Here is an 18,066-nt window from a genome sequence, read left to right as displayed (position 1 = left end):
CTTGTCCTATTTTCTTTTTTAACGTGAACTTTTTCTCAATTAATAAATCTTACTGTTATGCTTATATTTGATTCAATAGATCCAATAAATTCAATATTTTCAAGTGGAATATAACTACATCAAATCGCTACATCTCATATTTGTAATCACTTGGTTTGCAGGCTTATTCTATATTCCAAGAATTTTCATCTATCACATTGAAGCTAGACAAAAATCACAGCCTGATGCCGATATTTTGAGTGAACAGCTCAAAATTATGGCAAAACGCCTATGGTACATCATCACCTGGCCATCTGCAATTCTGGCAACCATCTTCGCCATTTGGCTTTTGATTCTCGTTCCGGGTTGGTTGGAGCAAGGGTGGATGCATGTGAAACTTGCTTTCGTTGTTTTACTATTCGCTTACCACATCAAAAATCATTTCATATTTAAGCAGTTTCAAAAGGACGATATTAGGTGGACTTCCAATGGGATGCGTTTTTGGAATGAAGGCGCTACGCTTATATTATTTGCTATTGTGTTCTTGGTCATTTTAAAAAGTGCAATCAACTGGATTTGGGGTCTTATAGGTTTAATTGGTCTTGGTGTTGTACTGATGCTTGGGATTAAATTGTACAAACGCCTTAGAAACCGAAAATCTTCCTCATGATGTTCAATTACAGGCGATCCTTACGAACTCGAATTTTTATCTCCATGATTGCTTTGGTTGTTGGAGCTTCTGTACTGATTGCAGGGGTAACTATTTTTCAATTTAAAGAAGAAGCCAAAGAATTACATGGAGAAAAACTTAACCGAAAGGAGAATGCGATAAGGGCCAATATCAATTACGTCCTCAGGACCACAACTTATCCAGTAGAGACCAAAAGTTTACCTCTCATTTTTAAAGAAAAAATATACGAGATCCAAGACATTCATAATACTGAAATTAATATTTATGATCTTGAGGGAAATTTGCTTAAATCTTCCATTGCGACCTTTTATATGGATTCTCTGGAAACTCAAATGAATCCAGAAAAGGTACAGGCGCTTCAGAATTCTAGTGAAAAGAAATACGTTGAAAATTTTAAATTAGATAATCAAAATTACCAGTCCTCTTACACCTACATACTCGATAATTATTTCAAACCGATTGGGATATTAAATTTACCTTACATCGAAGATGATGGATTTTTACAAAAAGAGCTTAGAGATTTTCTTATGCTTTTGTCTCAAGTCTATTTATTTATGCTGATTTCTGCAATTGTATTAGCTTATTTTTTATCTAAATATATTACAAGTTCTTTGCAGAGCATCAGCAAAAAAATCACCAAAACCAGACTAGATCAATCCAATCCCAAAATATCTTATGAGGAGATAAGTTATGAAATTAAACCTCTAGTAAAAGCTTATAACGATATGATTGACGAGTTGGAAGAAAGCGCTTTAAAGCTCGCTAAAACCGAGCGTGAAGAGGCCTGGAGGCAAATGGCAAGACAAGTAGCTCACGAAATTAAAAACCCTCTTACTCCTATGCGCTTGAGCATGCAAAGCTTCGAACGAAGATTTGATCCAAACGACCCAAATATAAAGACTAGAGTTAAGGAATTTTCTAAAACCATCATTCAGCAAATTGACAATTTAAGCGCTATTGCTGGGGCATTTTCGGACTTCGCAAAATTACCAGCTCAACAGAATGAAAACTTAAATGCTGTTGAAATCATCAAACTGGCTCTGGATATTTTCAACGATAACAAAATTCAATTTTCTTCTGAACAACAAAACATTCAGATTGAATTTGATCGAAGTCAGTTAATTAGAATCATCACCAACCTGGTGAAAAATGCTATTCAGGCAACTGAACATTTGGAAAACCCAATCATCTCAGTAAATATTTTTTCTGAAGAAGAAAATGCGATTATAACCGTAGAAGATAATGGAGTTGGTATTCCTGAAGATTTGCAGGAGCGTATTTTCGAACCACGATTTACCACTAAAACCAGCGGCATGGGATTAGGCTTGGGTATGGTAAAAAATATTGTTGAAACTTATAAAGGAGATATAAAACTGACTTCAAAACCTGATGAAGGCATTATCTTTACACTAAAATTTCCAAAATCCAATACTCATGACATTTGAAAATTTACAAGTTAGTATCCAAGATCGCATTGCGACTGTTTATATCTACAGACCCAAAAAACTAAATGCCTTAAATAGAGCTACTATTCAGGAGCTTCACGAAGCGTTTAAAGGGCTTTTAGCCAACGAAGAGGCGTCTGTTATAATTCTAACCGGAAGCGGAGAAAAAGCATTTGTTGCTGGTGCAGATATTTCAGAATTTTCTGAATATACTGTAGAAGAAGGAAAGGATCTTGCGGCTAAAGGACAGGAGACTGTTTTTGATTATATCGCTAACTTCCCTAAGCCAGTGATTGCAGCTGTTAATGGTTTTGCCCTTGGTGGTGGATTGGAATTGGCCATGTCTGCACATTTCAGAATTGCTAGTGATAATGCAAGATTAGGATTGCCAGAGACTTCTCTGGGAGTAATTCCAGGATACGGTGGAACTCAACGTTTACCTCAGTTGGTTGGAAAAGGGAGAGCCATGGAAATGATTATGACCGCAGGCATGATAGATGCAGAAACAGCCAAAGATTACGGTTTGGTGAATCACGTCACCACTTTAGAGGAGCTTATTCCTCTTGCTGAAAAACTGGCCAACAAGATTTTGAATAATTCCATGCAAGCCATTTCAGTGGCGATTGAAGCCGTAAATGATAACTACAAAGATGGCATCAACGGATTTGAAACGGAAATCAAAAACTTCGGAAAATCCTTCGGAACCGAAGATTTTAAAGAAGGAACCCAAGCGTTCTTAAACAAGAAAAAGCCAAATTTCAAGTAGTATGTTTCCATTGCAAAGACACCGTCGTTTAAGACAAAATGAATCTATACGATCACTGATAAGAGAAACCCATTTAAGTCCAACAGACTTTATTGTTCCATTGTTTGTAGTTGAAGGCAAGGGCGTGAAGGATGAGATTGCCTCTATGCCCAATTATTATAGGTTTAGCCTGGACCTTCTGGTAAAAGAAGTCAGGGAGCTTTGGCAACTAGGCTTAAAGTCAGTTTTACTATTCGTAAAGGTGGATGAAAAACTAAAAGACAATAGAGGAGAGGAGGCTACCAATCCTAACGGATTGATGCAGAGAGCTATCAAAACGGTAAAAGATGCTGTTCCAGAAATGTTGGTGATGACCGATGTCGCTTTGGACCCCTATTCTATATATGGTCACGATGGTATTGTGGATCAGGGAAAAATTGTTAATGACAGAACCAATTCATTTTTGGCTCAAATGGCACTCAGCCATGCCCAGGCAGGAGCAGACTTTGTTGCCCCTAGTGACATGATGGATGGACGCATTTTAGAAATAAGAAGCGTTCTGGAAGATGCTCATTTCACCGATATAGGAATTATGAGTTATTCTGCCAAATTTGCCTCTGCGTTTTACGGTCCTTTTAGAGATGCACTGGACTCTGCTCCAGTAGATGTCAAAGACATTCCAAAAGATAAAAAAACCTATCAAATGGACCCGGCCAATAGATCTGAAGCTCTGAAAGAAACTTTTACCGATATCGACGAAGGTGCTGATATTGTAATGGTGAAACCAGGTTTATGCTATCTGGATATCGTTAGAGATATTGCCAACGAGGTGGAAGTGCCTGTTGCAGTTTATCAGGTGAGCGGTGAGTATGCCATGATCAAAGCAGCTTCAGAAAAAGGATGGTTGAATCACGACGCCGTCATGTTGGAGCAACTAACCGCTATCAAAAGGGCAGGAGCCAGCATGATTGCCAGTTATTTTGCAAAAGATGCTGCAAAATTACTGTAACTCACTAATTTTGCATTTTAAAAATATTATTGAATTCTCAATACAGAATACATGATTAAAAATGACTTATTTCTCAAAGCCTTAAAGGGAGAAACTGTAGAAAGACCACCGGTGTGGATGATGAGGCAAGCTGGCAGATACCTGCCAGATTTTATGAAGCTAAAAGCTAAATACGACTTTTTTACACGATGTAGAACTCCAGAACTTGCAACTGAAATCACTGTTATGCCCATACATCAGGTAGGGACAGATGCAGCGATCTTGTTTAGTGACATTCTGGTTGTTCCACAAGCCATGAACATAGAAGTAGAGATGAGACCTGGAGTAGGTCCCTGGTTGCCCAATCCTATTCGGGATAGAAAAACTTTAGACCAGGTGATTGTTCCAGATGTCTATGAAGAATTGGGCTATGTGTACGAGGCTATTAAAATGACCAAAAAAGAGCTGAACGATGAGGTGCCTCTCATCGGTTTCGCAGGCTCACCTTGGACGATATTTTGCTATTGTGTGCAGGGACAGGGCTCCAAAAATTTTGATAAAGCCAAAGAATTTTGCTTTACAGAACCCCAAATGGCTCATGAGTTGCTTCAAAAAATTACCGACACTACTATTGCTTACCTCAAAGGAAAAGTGGAGGCTGGCGTAGATGCGGTACAGGTGTTTGACTCCTGGGGAGGCATGCTGTCCCCAGTCGATTATCAGGAGTTTTCATGGCCTTATATTCAGCAAATCATTGATGCTTTAAAAGATGAAATCCCAGTGATTGCTTTTGGAAAAGGCTGCTGGTTTGCACTGGATGTGATGGCAAAATCCGGGGCTACAGCCCTTGGAGTCGATTGGACTTGCTCTGCTAAAAACGCCAGGCTTTTGTCTGGAGGCCAGATCACCTTACAGGGAAATTTTGATCCCTCACGGTTATTTTCTCCGCCAAAAGACATTAAGAAAATGGTTCATCAAATGATAGATGAGTTTGGAAAAGACCGCTATATCGTAAACTTAGGACATGGCATCTTACCCAATATTCCTGTGGAGAATGCAAAAGCTTTCGTAGACGCCGTGAAGGAATACAAGAGTTCATAGAATTTCTATTGCTTTTTTCTATTGATTTTGCAACAGCTCACTTTTAAGTTTTCGATATTCAGCTTCGAGTTGTCTTATGATTTCATATGGCGTCTAAACTGTTAAGTTTTAATTGAAATCGGCGTAAAATTTAATTGATTATTTATAAAAATTAAAGTTAACTAAAGACCTGCGTTAGGGATAGCAGTGAAAAGTCCATAAAGTAAAAGCCCTTTAAAAATAAAGTCTGGTAAAGCGACCAAAGGAAGCTTTTGCCAGGCTTATATTTTTATAGCTTTACTGAAATGGCTTGCAACGAATAGCTCGACCCCCAATGCGTTGGGGGTAACGCCCAAACCCTATTGGTTTTCTTTTTTGTAAAGTTCTGTAAAGTGCTTGTAGAAATAAGGAATGGTCTCGATGCCTTTAAGGTAATTCCAGATCCCAAAATGTTCGTTGGGTGAGTGTATCGCATCGGAGTTGAGACCAAAGCCCATCAAAACCGTTTTGCTACCCAAATATTTTTCGAATAAAGAGACAATAGGTATGCTGCCTCCGCTACGCTGTGGTACTGCAGGTTTGCCAAAGGCCTCCTGAAAGGCAAGATCTGCAGCCTGGTACTCAATACCATCTATGGGCGTAACATAGCCCTGTCCACCGTGGTGCGGCTTAACTTTTACTTTTACGCTTTTGGGAGCGATACTTTCAAAATGGGTTTTGAATAGTTCTGTAATTTCTCTCCAATCCTGGTTAGGTACCAAACGCATGGAAATCTTTGCAAATGCCTTGCTTGGAATCACCGTTTTCGCACCTTCACCAATATAGCCTCCCCAAATGCCGTTGATGTCCAGGGTAGGTCTGATAGAGTTACGTTCGTTGGTGCTAAAGCCTGTTTCACCGTGGATATCGTTGATGCCAATGTGTTTTTTGTAGTCTTCCAGATCAAATGGAGCCTCAGCCATTTTCTTTCTTTCAGCATCGCTCAATTCTTCTACCTTATCGTAAAAACCCGGAATATTAATATGATTATTCTCATCGTGAAGTGAGGCAATCATTTGAGATAAAATATTGATGGGGTTGGCCACTGCTCCGCCGTAAAGTCCAGAATGAAGATCACGGTTAGGACTTTCGATTTCTACCTCCACATAGCTCAATCCTCTTAAACCGGTGGTGATGGAGGGGACGTCTTTGCTAATCATCCCTGTATCGGAAATCAAGATCACATCGTTAGCTAGTTTTTCTCGGTTGTGTTCCAGAAAAGCTTCCAGGCTCACGCTGCCTACTTCTTCTTCGCCTTCGATCATAAATTTGATGTTACAAGGCAGTTCATCGGTTTGCATCATGACTTCCATGGCCTTCACGTGCATGTACATCTGACCTTTGTCATCACAGGCCCCCCTGGCAAAAACAGCTCCTTCAGGATGAATATCGGTGTTTTTAATGACGGGTTCAAAAGGCGGACTCGTCCATAATTCCACAGGGTCTGGGGGTTGGACGTCATAATGCCCGTAAACTAATACAGTAGGGAGGTCAGGATCGATGATTTTTTCTGCGTAAACGATAGGAAACCCAGAGGTTTCACAAATTTCCACGGTATCGCAGCCAGCAGCTTCCAAATTGATTTTTACGGCGCCAGCCGTCATCAAAACTTCCTTCTTAAACTTAGGATCTGCACTGATAGATGGAATTTTTAATAGCTCGATAAGCTCATCTATAAAACGCTCTTGGTGTTGGTCGATATAAGGTCTAGTTGTCATGCTAAAAATTTGAGTTTTTACAATATAAAATTTTTTCCTGAAACTTAATTTGAAAGTTGTAATTATTATCTATATTTGCAATCGCAAAAAATAATGCGGGCGTGGTGGAATTGGTAGACACGCTAGACTTAGGATCTAGTGCCGCAAGGTGTGAGAGTTCGAGTCTCTCCGCCCGTACTAAAAGAAAAGGTTAAATGGCTATATTATAGTTGTTTAGCCTTTTCTTATTTTGTTTATTCCCCTGAATCCTACCCTGTTTTATATTAATGACACTCCATTGCAATGTTTTTTGCCTTATTGCCATATAAATTTAGAGCGATATTTATAATTAACATTCATATGCTTTACTGAAATAAGTTAAATAATCTTTGGAATATACTTTTAGAATATATAATATTGATTAACCAATATTATGAAACTTAAATTTACATTATTTCTGTTTATTGCTTTTTATAGCCTAAACCTTTTAAGCCAGAGCATTTCGAAAAGTTTAATTAGCTCCAATGGTTCTTTGGGTAGCACTGTAAGTCGGACAAATTTCTCAATTGGTGAGCCCGTTATTGGATTAATGAAGAGCTCAGATATTCAGTTGTCAAATGGCTATTATCAAAGTTTAAATATCTCAACCCTATCAATAGAGAACCCTTTCATTACCCACTTTGAATATTACCCAAACCCAGTCCAAAGTTTTTTAAAGTTTGAGTATGAGTCAAATACATTATTTGATGTGAAGGTGTTTGATATAAATGGTAGATTAATCAAGTCAAAGACTTTGAAAGAAGGACAATTATACATGGGGGATCTAATTCAGGGCGTGTATATTCTAAGCCTATCTAATAGGGAAACAAACTTTTACAAATCAATTAAAATCATTAAAAAATGAAAAATATAGTAATTCTGTTGTTATGTTTTTATTCCATTAGCGCATTGAGTCAAGTTCCTTATGGATTTAATTATCAAGCGACAGTAAGAGATAATAATGGTGATCTAATAAAAAATCAAGAAGTCATTTTTAAATTTAATATTATAAGTGGTTTGCCAGAAAACACACCTGTTTACAGTGAAACAAATTCTTTAATAACTGATGATTTAGGTCAAATCAACACAATTGTAGGTCAAGGCAACACACAAATTGGACAATTTAATCAAATTGACTGGTCTACAGGAATTTTTCACTTAAACATCGAATTGAATACTGGTAGTGGATTTGTTAATTTAGGAACAACACAATTTTTAAGTGTACCTTTTTCTTTTTATTCAAAAAAATCTGGGACTAGCCAACAAAATAAAACTTTAATGTATTTATCGGATGGATTCTAAATCTTAAACTATGAAAAAAACAACCTTTTTAATCGTACTAATTTTCCTCTCATTTAATGCATTTTCACAAAAGAATCTTGAGTTTAATAGTGTAATTAAATTTAATGCTGACGTTGAAAATGGAACCCAAACCAGTATACTTACAGTTCCTTCTGGAAAAATATGGAAAATAACATCTGCAACAATTGGAGATAGTTTTAATTCAGCGTATGCAAAAATTGATGGGCATTTAGTAAGTATAATTAATACTGATAATACAAAATATTCTAACCTAAATCCGTTTCCGCTCTGGCTTCCTGAGGGATCTTATACTATAGAAACTAGAAGTAGTGGGAATGTTACTGGTATAACTTTCTCTTACAGTGGGATTGAATTTAATGTTATCGAATAATATTCGGCCTTAAGAACTTGAAAAATTTTTGAAATTTTATTATTTCTAAGGACTAAATTTATTCAAAATACCTTCAGTGAAATAGGTGGGAGTAGGTTAAAAAAACAAGATAAACTTCGGGTTTATTAAATAGTCCCTAAATAGTAAAACACGCATTTATTATTTACTAAAAAGGCGAATTCAATAACAATTTTTTTATATAAAATCAAAAGTAAAATCACATAAGTAAAACTAAAATTAATGTTTGGAGTATTCGGTAAGAAAAAGAAAATAGAAAAGATCAATATTAAAGTTTTAGAGTGCATGAAACTATATTCTGATGAAACAGAGAAAGCCTATAGAAATCAAATTTCTTATTTTAAGCAAGACTATCCAAATGAAGAAATTCAAGTGTCTGATTATGGCGCTTACAAAGTAAGGTTTATGACTAATATGATGATAGTTATGGGTGCTCGATTTAGCAAAGAAAAAATCGGATTTTCAGAAAGCAAAGATTTTTTACGAGATATACAAATTGCATCTGCAATTGCACATATTCCATTTTCAGATTCAAAATCAAATAGCTACTTAAGTAAAAATGAAATTTCTCAAAAAACAGAGGAAATAATAAAATATATTTTAAAAACTGTTAATGGTAATCAACAAAAAATAATTGATCTTAATTTCAATGAAAAAGATGATTTCTTTAAAAAAATAAAACTTTTTTTTCATAATTCTATTTCTGAAAGTATTGAGAATAAGGAGATAGCTAGAAAAATATTAAAATCAGAAGATCATTATTTTTCAAACCTAGCTAAACAAAACCTCAAAATCATGTCTGATTTAATGAAAATATAATAGCCTAACTTTTATTTACAAGTTATCCTATCACCTAAAGAACTATTATTAAATAAAATTAATAGTTACTCAAATTGAAGATAAAAAAATTAGATTATTTTTAGTTGTCTGATAAAAGAGAGGCTTTTTTATATTATTTAAAGGAGGTTACACTAAAGCGGTAGATAATGAAATTGAACTCAAAAAATAGAAGATGAGGAATAGAAGGAAAGATTTAGCTATAAATAAAATTCTTTCAGTTGTAGCTTTCTTATCTCTTATTTTAAATTTTGGTATTGAATTATATAAACATCAAATAAATAATTAGGTAATGACATTAAAGCAAGCAAAAGAAGCTGATCAAGTACTATTTTTTTTGATAAATAACATAGAAGGCAAAGTTGATTTTAAAAAAATTCACAATAAAATATCAGATTTTTTAATTGAAAATAAATCCTTAACTGTTCCTTGGAATCTGATAGACCTATTTATTGTTGATGAATTTATTTCAAAAACATATTACGAAAGACCTCAAATTTCGGGTAAAGTCTTTCAATACCATATAACTGAAAAAGCAAACACATTTTTAAGTTTTGATGGTGGTTATTTTAAATTAATAAAAGGTAAAATTGAAAATGAAAGAAGAAAAAGAAATAAATACAGGTTTGATATTGCAAAAGACATTGTCTTAATATCTTTAGCAATAGGAACTTTGATCATTAGTTATATGACTTCTTGAAATTATAGGTTTATTAATGTTTGCTGAGTCAATGTAAGTAAACTCTAACTTTAATGATGAATTTTTAAATCACGAATTAAAAACCAAAATAAAACCATGTGTTTTTTTAACAAGGCTTTTCAAGCTAAGATTATAGATAATTATTAAATTTTAAAAATTTCTCATATACTGAGAGGCTTTTTTTGAATCAGAGCTTAAAATAAAGCCCCTATAGAAAAGTTACTTTACTGATATAATTCAGGTACCTACTGCTTTGGATTGTCATAATCTAGTATATTGTAGTTTTAAATCTAGTGACCAAATTTTGACAAAAACTTTATTTTATGTATTCCTTTTCAGTTGTGTCTATGCTTATGGACAGGAAATTGAGGGCTACACCTACGATGATTCAGGAAGGGTTCCGGGGGTACGCATTAGTAATTTGAATCAAGAAATAGTTGAAGTTTCTAACCCCAATGGTTACTTCAGAGTTGAAGCAGCTGTTGGAGATACTATTCATTTTACTTCAGTGGCTTACGATTTGTATGAGTTGGTTGTTGAAGATCAGCATGTTGAGAAAAAGTTTGTAGTTGAATTAAGTATATCTACTTTAGATGAAGTGCGGATTACGGGTTATCGATCTCGTAATACAGCTATTGAGGATTTGGATACCGAGCTCTCTGGTCAAATTCAAAAGGATATTAAAAAACATCCAAACCTTTACAGAACTTCCAAAGGGAATATTGGTAATATGATTCAATCCATTTTTGATCTGTTTAAAAATGATTCAAAGCCTGAAAACGCTTCTCCTCAGTACTTAAGTTTTGAAGATTTTGAGATCTTATTTCTTAGGGATGATTTTTTTGATACTGAGTTTCTAACATTAGAACTTCTCATCCCGAAAAAAAGTCATGATTTATTTTACGAATTTCTTGCCATTCAGCAATTAGAGTATGTTTACTTAGAACCTTCCTACGAACTTGACTTAATTGACAAGTTTTATAAATTTAGTGATGAGTATCGAAATATGCTTAGTGCTGAAAAGGGAAAAAGCAACTAATATAATTTTATACATTACGAATGCGTTAAATGTCAAAGGCTTGTAATTTTTAAGTGATAAGCATCCCGTTTTGACCACATGTTAAATAATATATTTTTCATAATGAAACCTTAATTTTTTATAAAAAATCATTACATTTAACATTCAAATTTTTGTGAGTTATGAGATTACTTTGCTTTTTATTTGTTTTTTGTGTTGGGTTCAATTTTGTGTCTGCGGATCCGTCTCATCCAAACAAAATTCGCGTTGTCATTGACGCAGGTCATGGTGGTATAGATACTGGAGCGCAAAGCAATTCAATATTGGAAAAGCAAATTGTTGCAGATGTATCTTCTCACCTCAAGGAGCTTTGTTCAGATAAGAACATTGAAGTCATTTTACTGAGAACAGAAGATGAATTTATGTCTTTACAAGATAGGCTCGCTAAAATAGAAGCCCTTTCACCAGATTTAGTTATTTCCCTTCATGCTAACTATTCGCCAGATAGAGACAGAAATGGAGTGGAGGTTTTTGTTGCTGAAAATGAATTCACAGTCAAATCTTCTTATTTTGGAACTAAAATTCTGGAATCGTTTAAACGAAAAGATTTTAAAACCTCAGACCTTAAATCAGCTAATTTTTTTCTTTTGAAAAATTTAAAATGTCCTGCAGTTACGGTCGAATTAGGCTTTTTATCCAATTCTGAGGATATGAAATACCTCAATTCTGAGTTTGGTCAAAAGTTTTTGGCTAAGCAGATAGCCTCATCTTTAGATTAAACTTCATACGGATTCCTTTTTCAGCTAGATAGTTGGATATTCAATTCCATCTTAAACTTTTTTACCAGATTAGAAGCATCTATTCCATTACTTTTGCTGAATGAAAATTACAAAAACAGATGTAGCCATTATTGGAGGAGGGGCAGCAGGTTTTTTCGCAGGCATTAATCTAGCAGCATCAAATTCAGCAGTAAAAGTTATTATTCTTGAAAAGGGAAAGCAAGTTCTTAGTAAGGTTAAAATTTCTGGAGGTGGCCGGTGTAATGTTACTCACGCAGAATTTGATCCAAAAACTCTGGCTCATAATTACCCTCGAGGCCACAAGGAATTGCTAGGTCCTTTTCATCAATTTATGACAGGCGATATGTTTGCCTGGCTGGAAGAACGAGGCGTCGAGCTCAAAATTGAAGAAGATGGTCGGGTTTTTCCAGTGTCAGATTCCTCACAAACCATAATGGACTGCTTTCAAAATGAAGCAGATAGACTAGGTGTAAATGTCAAAACCAATGCTGGAATAGATGCGATTTCAAAATTGGAAGACCAAGATTATGCTTGGGAAATGAAAGGAAAAGAAGTTCATGTTTTCGCCAAACATCTTATTGTTGCTTCCGGGAGTAGTCCAAAAATGTGGCGGCTGATTCAAACGCTAGGTCATCAAGTTGTAGATCCCGTCCCTTCATTATTCACTTTTAATGTGAAAGATGAACGTTTGCAAGACCTTCCTGGAATAAGTCTGGATGCTGAAGTTGAAGTTTTTACTACAAAAGACAGAGGTGTATCCAAGCAAAAACTCAAGAGGCTTCAGTCTTCCGGGCCAGTATTGATAACCCACTGGGGGTTGAGTGGTCCTTGTATATTGAAGCTTTCGGCTTGGGGAGCTAGAGTATTTCATGAGCTGAATCATCAATTTCAATTGCGAGTCAATTGGTTACCCCAACATAATGAAGAGTCTGCTAAATCTTTATTGGAAGGTTTGAAGGACACACATCCCAAACAGTTACTTTATTCAAATCCAATAGAAGGCTTGCCTAAACGCTTTTGGCAAAGTCTTTTGGATTACATTCATATCGATTCTCAACTCAACTGGTCCACTCTCAATAAATCCCAAACTCAATCTCTGGCCGAAGAACTTTGTGCCGGAGAATTTCATGTGAATGGGAAAAGCACCTTTAAAGAGGAATTTGTAACTGCAGGCGGAATCCATTTGAAAGAAATTGATTTTAAAACCTTTCAAAGTAAACTACATGACAATTTATTTTTTGTTGGAGAAGTTTTAAATATCGATGCGGTTACTGGAGGTTTCAATTTTCAGGCTGCTTGGACGAGTGCTTACCTTTGTGCAAGGCACTTGAGTATAGCTCTGTAATGTTAAATTTCTGTTTAGTCAAAAGTCAGGTTGCTTATTTACTTCTACATTGTAAATACAAACCTAAAAACCTAAATACAATGAAAAAGAAAATTTTTATTTGCGGTGCTTTATCAATGACCCTACTAAGTACAAGTTGCTTGGGTTCATTTAGCGCTTTTAACTCGCTAAGGGACTGGAATGATGGTGTAACGGATAACAAATTCTTAGATAACTTAATTTTTTGGGCGCTTAATATTGTGCCGGTTTATGGATTATTCATAGCTGGAGATGTTCTATTTTTCAACGTTTTGGAATTCTGGACCGGGGATAATCCTATCGCGATGGCAGAAGGTGAAGAAGAAACACAATACGCAAACGTAAAAGGTCAGGACGTCAAAATGACGGCTACTAAAAATCATTTTAGTGTAGAAGTGCTTTCAGGAGAAAATAAAGGTGAAATTCTAGAAATGGTATATACACCAGATAATAAAACCTGGAATGCTATCGATGAGAATGGAGAATTGATCAAGTTAGCTTCCATGGAAGATGGTTTTTATATGGTATACACTCCAGAAGGTGAAGCTATTCAAATGAACCCTACAGCTTCCAAAGAACAAAACATTGCTATTTTGAAAGGAAAGGTAGCAGATTATGAAACTTCAATGTGGGCAGACGCTAAGTAATACTAAGCAAGTTTTAGCTTTAAAAGACCGAAGTCAAATGACTTTGGTCTTTTTTCATTATTAAATTAACATCTGTTAGTAAATGATTATTATTTTTTATAATTAAGTTGCTTTAAATTTAATAAAAGCTTCACATGAAATTAAAATTACCATTTTTCTTATTCTTATCAATTATTTTTTTTCAACTTAATGCTCAATCAGAAATTGATATTATCAAAGCCTATTTGGAGCAAGGAATATCAAAAAATCTAATATCTACAGACGATCTTGCAGATTTAGATATAAGTTCTCAACACTTTTCTAAAAGTACAAATGTAGAACATGTGTATGTTCAACAAACTTATCAGGGTATTCCAATTTTTAATGCATTAGGGAACTTTGCCTTGCAAGGCGGAAAGGTTAAGTTCGCAACTTATAATTTTACTTTCAATCTTAAAACAAATATTTCCAACAAAAAACCGTCTTTATCTCCCCAAGAGGCTCTAATCGCAGCGACCACTCAACTGGGAATACAAAAACCTAATAAAATTAATGTTTTAAAATCTAACTCTAAAGAGGATTTACTACTCTCTAAATCTGGTATTTCAATCGATGAGATTCCAGTTAAGCTCGTATATCAAAAATCAAAAGAAGGTTTTTTGAGTTTAGCCTGGGATATGTCAATTCACATGGTGGATGGTTCTCATTGGTGGAGCCTAAGGGTAGATGCTATTAATGGAAGGATTTTAGAAAAGAACGACTGGATGGTAAGTTGTGACTTTGATCATTCTAGCATTGCAGATAAAAAGTTAAGAACTTCTTTTACCCATAATGCATTTCAAAATTTAACTTCTACCTTTATGCTTGGATCAAGTTATAATGTGTTCCCTTATCCTGTGGAGTCTCCGAATCATGGGTTGAGAGAAATAGTATCAAACCCAGAAGACCTTTTGTTTTCACCCTTTGGATGGCATGATACTGATGGTGTTGAAGGTGCTGAATATACTATTACCAGAGGTAATAATGTACATGCTTACGAAGACATTGCGAATGAAAATATTGAAGGTTATTCACCAGATGGTGGTGAAAGTTTAAATTTCAATTTCCCTTTGGACTTAAACCGTCAACCTCAGTTCAATCAAGCTGCTGCGATCACCAATTTATTTTATTGGAATAATATCGTTCACGATATGTGGGCTAATTACGGTTTTGATGAATCCTCTGGTAATTTTCAACAAACCAATTATAATGGAAGAGGTTTGGGTAATGATTATGTTAGAGCTGAGGCTCAAGACGGTGACGGTCTTAACAATGCAAATTTTGCTACGCCCCCAGATGGATCTCGTCCACGAATGCAAATGTTTTTGTGGTCACCTTCTGGCCCTTTAATAGAACCATTATCAATTACAGATCCAAGTAATCTTGCTGGCGGTTATAATGGTGTTGCTGCTGCTTTTGGTCCTAGCCTTTCTTCAAGACCAGTCTCACGGGAGTTTGCTCTGGCACTTGATGAGGATTCGAGCTCAGACCCTTTAGATGCTTGTGGAGAATTATTGAATGCCACAGTATTAAATAGAAAGATTGTGATCATTAGAAGAGGAGAATGCGCTTTTGCGAGTAAGATTGAGAAAGCACAAGCTGCTGGAGCTTCAGCAGTAATCATGGTTAATAATGTTGCTGGGGAGCCAATAATTATGGGAGGTGATGATACTGGTATTACCATTCCTTCTATTATGTTGAGTCAGGCTGATGGTGAGATGATAATTCAAGCCCTTCAAAATGATGAGGTCGTTTTAGGTTCTTTAGCTAATAATGGTCCATATGAAGTTGATGGGGATTTTGATAATGGGATTATTGCACACGAATATGGTCATGGTATTTCTAATCGTTTAACCGGCGGTGCTTCTGAAGCCGATTGCTTAACAAACGCAGAACAAATGGGTGAAGGATGGAGTGATTGGTTGGGACTGATGATGACAATTTCTGATGGAGATATTGCGACTGAGGGTAGAGGTATAGGTACCTTTGCCACATCTCAATCTATTGAAGGAGTAGGGATACGACCATTCAGATATTCCACATCAACAGACATTAATCCTGCAACTTACGGCCTAACAAACAATCTAGACCTAAGCCAACCTCACGGAATTGGTTTTGTTTGGGCTTCCATGTTATGGGATTTGAACTGGGCACTTATAGAGCGTTATGGGTTTGACTCAAATCTATATACAGGAACAGGTGGAAATAATATCAATATGCAACTGGTTATTGACGGCATGAAATTACAGGCTTGCAGTCCTGGCTTTATCGATGCACGCGATGCTATATTGGAAGCAGATCTGCTCGCAAATGGTGGTGCAAACCAATGCCTCATATGGGAAGTATTTGCTAAACGAGGCCTTGGATGGAGTGCTAAACAGGGGGATACAGATAACAGAGAGGACCAGGAAGAAGCTTTTGATCTCCCACCTTCTGGTGTGTTGAATTGTTCATTGTCTAATGAAAGTTTTGGATTTGATTCTTTCGGGATTTATCCAAACCCAGCTCAAGAAAGCTTCAGCTTAAGTTTGACAAACGGAAATCTTGCGAACGCTCAAGTTGATATTTATGATATGACAGGTAAATTAATTCTTTCAAAAACTTCTGATAATAACCAGAAAGTTGATATTCAAACTCTTAATTCGGGAGTATTTATCATAATGGTAGAATCTGGAAGCAAGACCTATACTAAGAAATTAATAGTTCAATAAAATTTGAATTTTCAGCAGCTTTAAAAGACTGAAGTCATTTGACTTTGGTCTTTTTGCTTTAGTTACTTTTGTGTAAATAGTTATTTATGCTAACAGTCAGTAACCTTACCTATTTACACGAAAATGATAAGGGCGTTTTAAATATCAATTTCGAATTAAAAAAAGGAGATCACTTAGCCCTAATAGGTGAAAGTGGCTGTGGTAAAAGCACACTTATAAAAACAGTTTATGGACTTTTTGACCTTGATAAGGGATCCATAAAATGGAGAAAAGAAGAAATTTTGGGACCTGCTTATAATCTTGTACCAGGCTATAAAAGATTTAAACATCTGTCTCAGGAATTTGATTTGATGCCTTTTACTACTTCAGAGGAGAATATACAGAAGTTTTTATCGCGAGAAACTCCCGAAGAAAATCAAAGAAGAAGTGATGAACTTATTGCGCTGTTTGATCTCGATGAGGTTAAACATCAAAAAGTTAAAACATTAAGCGGCGGGCAGAAACAGAGAGTAGCAATTGCACAAGCTTTAGCAAAGCCTCCAGAACTGATTTTATTAGATGAGCCCTTTAGCCATATTGACCAATTTTTGAAACATAGATTAAGGCGTCGACTTTTTAAATTTTTGAAAAAAGAAGAAATTACCTGCATTTTTGCGACTCATGATGCAGATGACGTCTTGCCATTTTCTGATTTTACTATGGTTCTTAAAGACGGAAAATCTCTAGATTTTAGAACTACTCAGCAGGTATATAGCAAGCCAAAAAATGAGTACTGTGCATCACTTTTTGGAGATGTCAATGTAATTGACACCTGTGAATTTAATCTCGAACTGGCAGATGATAAAGTTATTATTTTTCCTCACGAGATTAGAGTGGGTACAACTTCAAAATATCAAGGCAGGGTTACATCTAGTTATTTTAAAGGCTCACATTATCTTATCGAAATCGACTTCAATTCAAAATCAATTTTTGCGACTTCAACTGAAGATTTCAAAATAAACGATAATGTAAACTTCGACTTTGATTGGGATAAGATTAAAAATAGGCTTAATTAAATATTCTGAGTACTCCGCCACTTTCAGTTATCCTGTAAGCAAATAGTGGATATCTTAAATCTTCTACTAAAGGTTGACCTGTTATTAGGCTATAACTATTTGGAGGTGTATCACATGTAGATTCAGCATTCAAACCATCAATAATAAGTCTTGAGCAGTCACTTGGAACAAGGTTAGGGTCTGCAGCATCCCAAGCTAAATAACTACTACCCGAATTTACTATGATAAGCCCTTGATTCCCCTGACCGGGTATATAAACCGAGTTACCGCTAAAGTTGAGGTTATTGAATTGAGGCAGGTTTAAATTGACCTCGTAGTTCACATTTATATTTAGCAAATTAGGATTCCTCCTCAAGTTATCATCGTTTTCGCAGCTCATCAATAAAGACAATCCAATAAAGAGAAAAATAGCTTTCATATTAATTTTTAAGTGTTTACAACTTTGGACCTACAAAAATATTATATTTGTATTATAGAATCTCGAAACGACCGGGATTCTTTTT

General features: G+C 35.5%; 18 protein-coding genes and 1 tRNA gene. 17 read left to right on the top strand and 2 right to left on the bottom strand.

Going from position 1 to position 18,066, the window contains the following annotated elements; all coding sequences use genetic code 11:
* Nucleotides 1–103: 103 nt before the first annotated feature.
* The 5 genes from LB449_RS12175 to hemE are packed head-to-tail and all read left to right on the top strand — an operon-like array spanning nt 104 to nt 4,949.
* The gene (locus LB449_RS12175) at nt 104–649 is read left to right on the top strand and encodes a CopD family protein (RefSeq protein ID WP_224455372.1); all 546 of its coding nucleotides are present in this window, start codon (nt 104–106) and stop codon (nt 647–649) included.
* Nucleotides 649–2,115, top strand: coding sequence for a sensor histidine kinase (locus LB449_RS12170; RefSeq protein ID WP_224455437.1), 1,467 nt, complete (start codon nt 649–651; stop codon nt 2,113–2,115). The genes LB449_RS12175 and LB449_RS12170 overlap by 1 nt, the downstream gene beginning before the upstream one ends.
* The gene (locus tag LB449_RS12165; RefSeq protein WP_224455371.1) at nt 2,105–2,881 is read left to right on the top strand and encodes an enoyl-CoA hydratase/isomerase family protein; all 777 of its coding nucleotides are present in this window, start codon (nt 2,105–2,107) and stop codon (nt 2,879–2,881) included. Before LB449_RS12170 ends, LB449_RS12165 begins: the two co-directional genes overlap by 11 nt.
* A gap of 1 nt (nt 2,882) precedes the next feature.
* The gene (gene hemB / locus LB449_RS12160) at nt 2,883–3,869 is read left to right on the top strand and encodes a porphobilinogen synthase (protein WP_224455370.1); all 987 of its coding nucleotides are present in this window, start codon (nt 2,883–2,885) and stop codon (nt 3,867–3,869) included.
* A 51-nt stretch (nt 3,870–3,920) separates the two neighbouring features.
* Nucleotides 3,921–4,949 (top strand): uroporphyrinogen decarboxylase, encoded by a 1,029-nt coding sequence (gene hemE, locus LB449_RS12155; RefSeq protein ID WP_224455369.1) that lies wholly within the window; start codon nt 3,921–3,923, stop codon nt 4,947–4,949.
* A 338-nt stretch (nt 4,950–5,287) separates the two neighbouring features.
* Here the strand turns inward: hemE and LB449_RS12150 are convergent, their stop codons facing one another.
* Nucleotides 5,288–6,685, bottom strand: a complete 1,398-nt coding sequence (locus LB449_RS12150; protein ID WP_224455368.1) for a dipeptidase — start codon at nt 6,683–6,685, stop codon at nt 5,288–5,290.
* Between the two features lie 95 nt (nt 6,686–6,780).
* Here LB449_RS12150 and LB449_RS12145 point away from each other — a divergent pair.
* The 12 genes from LB449_RS12145 (at nt 6,781) to LB449_RS12090 (ending at nt 17,563) form a co-directional block, all read left to right on the top strand.
* Nucleotides 6,781–6,862 (top strand) — tRNA-Leu (locus LB449_RS12145).
* A gap of 235 nt (nt 6,863–7,097) precedes the next feature.
* Nucleotides 7,098–7,568: a T9SS type A sorting domain-containing protein gene (locus LB449_RS14095; protein WP_394372318.1), complete on the top strand. Its 471-nt coding sequence runs from the start codon at nt 7,098–7,100 to the stop codon at nt 7,566–7,568.
* Complete coding sequence (locus LB449_RS12135; RefSeq protein WP_224455367.1) at nt 7,565–8,005, top strand: hypothetical protein; 441 nt, start codon at nt 7,565–7,567, stop codon at nt 8,003–8,005. The genes LB449_RS14095 and LB449_RS12135 overlap by 4 nt, the downstream gene beginning before the upstream one ends.
* 10 nt (nt 8,006–8,015) lie before the next feature.
* Nucleotides 8,016–8,396 (top strand): hypothetical protein, encoded by a 381-nt coding sequence (locus tag LB449_RS12130; protein WP_224455366.1) that lies wholly within the window; start codon nt 8,016–8,018, stop codon nt 8,394–8,396.
* A gap of 240 nt (nt 8,397–8,636) precedes the next feature.
* Complete coding sequence (locus tag LB449_RS12125; protein WP_224455365.1) at nt 8,637–9,233, top strand: hypothetical protein; 597 nt, start codon at nt 8,637–8,639, stop codon at nt 9,231–9,233.
* A gap of 310 nt (nt 9,234–9,543) precedes the next feature.
* Complete coding sequence (locus tag LB449_RS12120) at nt 9,544–9,951, top strand: hypothetical protein (RefSeq protein WP_224455364.1); 408 nt, start codon at nt 9,544–9,546, stop codon at nt 9,949–9,951.
* A 304-nt stretch (nt 9,952–10,255) separates the two neighbouring features.
* On the top strand, nt 10,256–10,990 hold the full coding sequence (locus tag LB449_RS12115) for a hypothetical protein (RefSeq protein ID WP_224455363.1): 735 nt from the start codon (nt 10,256–10,258) through the stop codon (nt 10,988–10,990).
* 161 nt (nt 10,991–11,151) lie between these two features.
* Nucleotides 11,152–11,748, top strand: coding sequence for an N-acetylmuramoyl-L-alanine amidase family protein (locus LB449_RS12110; RefSeq protein WP_224455362.1), 597 nt, complete (start codon nt 11,152–11,154; stop codon nt 11,746–11,748).
* 100 nt (nt 11,749–11,848) lie between these two features.
* Nucleotides 11,849–13,114: a BaiN/RdsA family NAD(P)/FAD-dependent oxidoreductase gene (locus tag LB449_RS12105; protein WP_224455361.1), complete on the top strand. Its 1,266-nt coding sequence runs from the start codon at nt 11,849–11,851 to the stop codon at nt 13,112–13,114.
* An 80-nt stretch (nt 13,115–13,194) separates the two neighbouring features.
* Complete coding sequence (locus LB449_RS12100; RefSeq protein WP_224455360.1) at nt 13,195–13,779, top strand: DUF3332 domain-containing protein; 585 nt, start codon at nt 13,195–13,197, stop codon at nt 13,777–13,779.
* A 134-nt stretch (nt 13,780–13,913) separates the two neighbouring features.
* Nucleotides 13,914–16,508, top strand: coding sequence for a T9SS-dependent M36 family metallopeptidase (locus LB449_RS12095; protein WP_224455359.1), 2,595 nt, complete (start codon nt 13,914–13,916; stop codon nt 16,506–16,508).
* 86 nt (nt 16,509–16,594) lie between these two features.
* Nucleotides 16,595–17,563, top strand: a complete 969-nt coding sequence (locus LB449_RS12090) for an ABC transporter ATP-binding protein (RefSeq protein ID WP_224455358.1) — start codon at nt 16,595–16,597, stop codon at nt 17,561–17,563.
* Here the strand turns inward: LB449_RS12090 and LB449_RS12085 are convergent.
* Nucleotides 17,556–17,981 carry a hypothetical protein gene (locus LB449_RS12085; protein ID WP_224455357.1) on the bottom strand — a complete coding sequence of 142 codons (426 nt, stop codon included), beginning with the start codon at nt 17,979–17,981 and terminating at the stop codon, nt 17,556–17,558. The genes LB449_RS12090 and LB449_RS12085 overlap by 8 nt on opposite strands.
* Between the last annotated feature and the right edge of the window lie 85 nt (nt 17,982–18,066).

The organism is Psychroflexus lacisalsi, from assembly GCF_020164495.1.
Classification (GTDB): domain Bacteria; phylum Bacteroidota; class Bacteroidia; order Flavobacteriales; family Flavobacteriaceae; genus Psychroflexus; species Psychroflexus lacisalsi.
The sequence above is the reverse complement of the archived record's forward strand: the minus strand, read 5'-3'. Positions and strand labels throughout refer to the sequence as shown.

Coding starts and splice junctions, on each gene's coding strand:
- LB449_RS12170 (WP_224455437.1), top strand. CDS start 649: ATGTTCAATTACAGGCGATCCTTACGAACTCGAATTTTTATCTCCATG.
- LB449_RS12165 (WP_224455371.1), top strand. CDS start 2,105: ATGACATTTGAAAATTTACAAGTTAGTATCCAAGATCGCATTGCGACT.
- hemB (WP_224455370.1), top strand. CDS start 2,883: ATGTTTCCATTGCAAAGACACCGTCGTTTAAGACAAAATGAATCTATA.
- hemE (WP_224455369.1), top strand. CDS start 3,921: ATGATTAAAAATGACTTATTTCTCAAAGCCTTAAAGGGAGAAACTGTA.
- LB449_RS12150 (WP_224455368.1), bottom strand. CDS start 6,685: ATGACAACTAGACCTTATATCGACCAACACCAAGAGCGTTTTATAGAT.
- LB449_RS14095 (WP_394372318.1), top strand. CDS start 7,098: ATGAAACTTAAATTTACATTATTTCTGTTTATTGCTTTTTATAGCCTA.
- LB449_RS12135 (WP_224455367.1), top strand. CDS start 7,565: ATGAAAAATATAGTAATTCTGTTGTTATGTTTTTATTCCATTAGCGCA.
- LB449_RS12130 (WP_224455366.1), top strand. CDS start 8,016: ATGAAAAAAACAACCTTTTTAATCGTACTAATTTTCCTCTCATTTAAT.
- LB449_RS12125 (WP_224455365.1), top strand. CDS start 8,637: ATGTTTGGAGTATTCGGTAAGAAAAAGAAAATAGAAAAGATCAATATT.
- LB449_RS12120 (WP_224455364.1), top strand. CDS start 9,544: ATGACATTAAAGCAAGCAAAAGAAGCTGATCAAGTACTATTTTTTTTG.
- LB449_RS12110 (WP_224455362.1), top strand. CDS start 11,152: ATGAGATTACTTTGCTTTTTATTTGTTTTTTGTGTTGGGTTCAATTTT.
- LB449_RS12105 (WP_224455361.1), top strand. CDS start 11,849: ATGAAAATTACAAAAACAGATGTAGCCATTATTGGAGGAGGGGCAGCA.
- LB449_RS12100 (WP_224455360.1), top strand. CDS start 13,195: ATGAAAAAGAAAATTTTTATTTGCGGTGCTTTATCAATGACCCTACTA.
- LB449_RS12095 (WP_224455359.1), top strand. CDS start 13,914: ATGAAATTAAAATTACCATTTTTCTTATTCTTATCAATTATTTTTTTT.
- LB449_RS12090 (WP_224455358.1), top strand. CDS start 16,595: ATGCTAACAGTCAGTAACCTTACCTATTTACACGAAAATGATAAGGGC.
- LB449_RS12085 (WP_224455357.1), bottom strand. CDS start 17,981: ATGAAAGCTATTTTTCTCTTTATTGGATTGTCTTTATTGATGAGCTGC.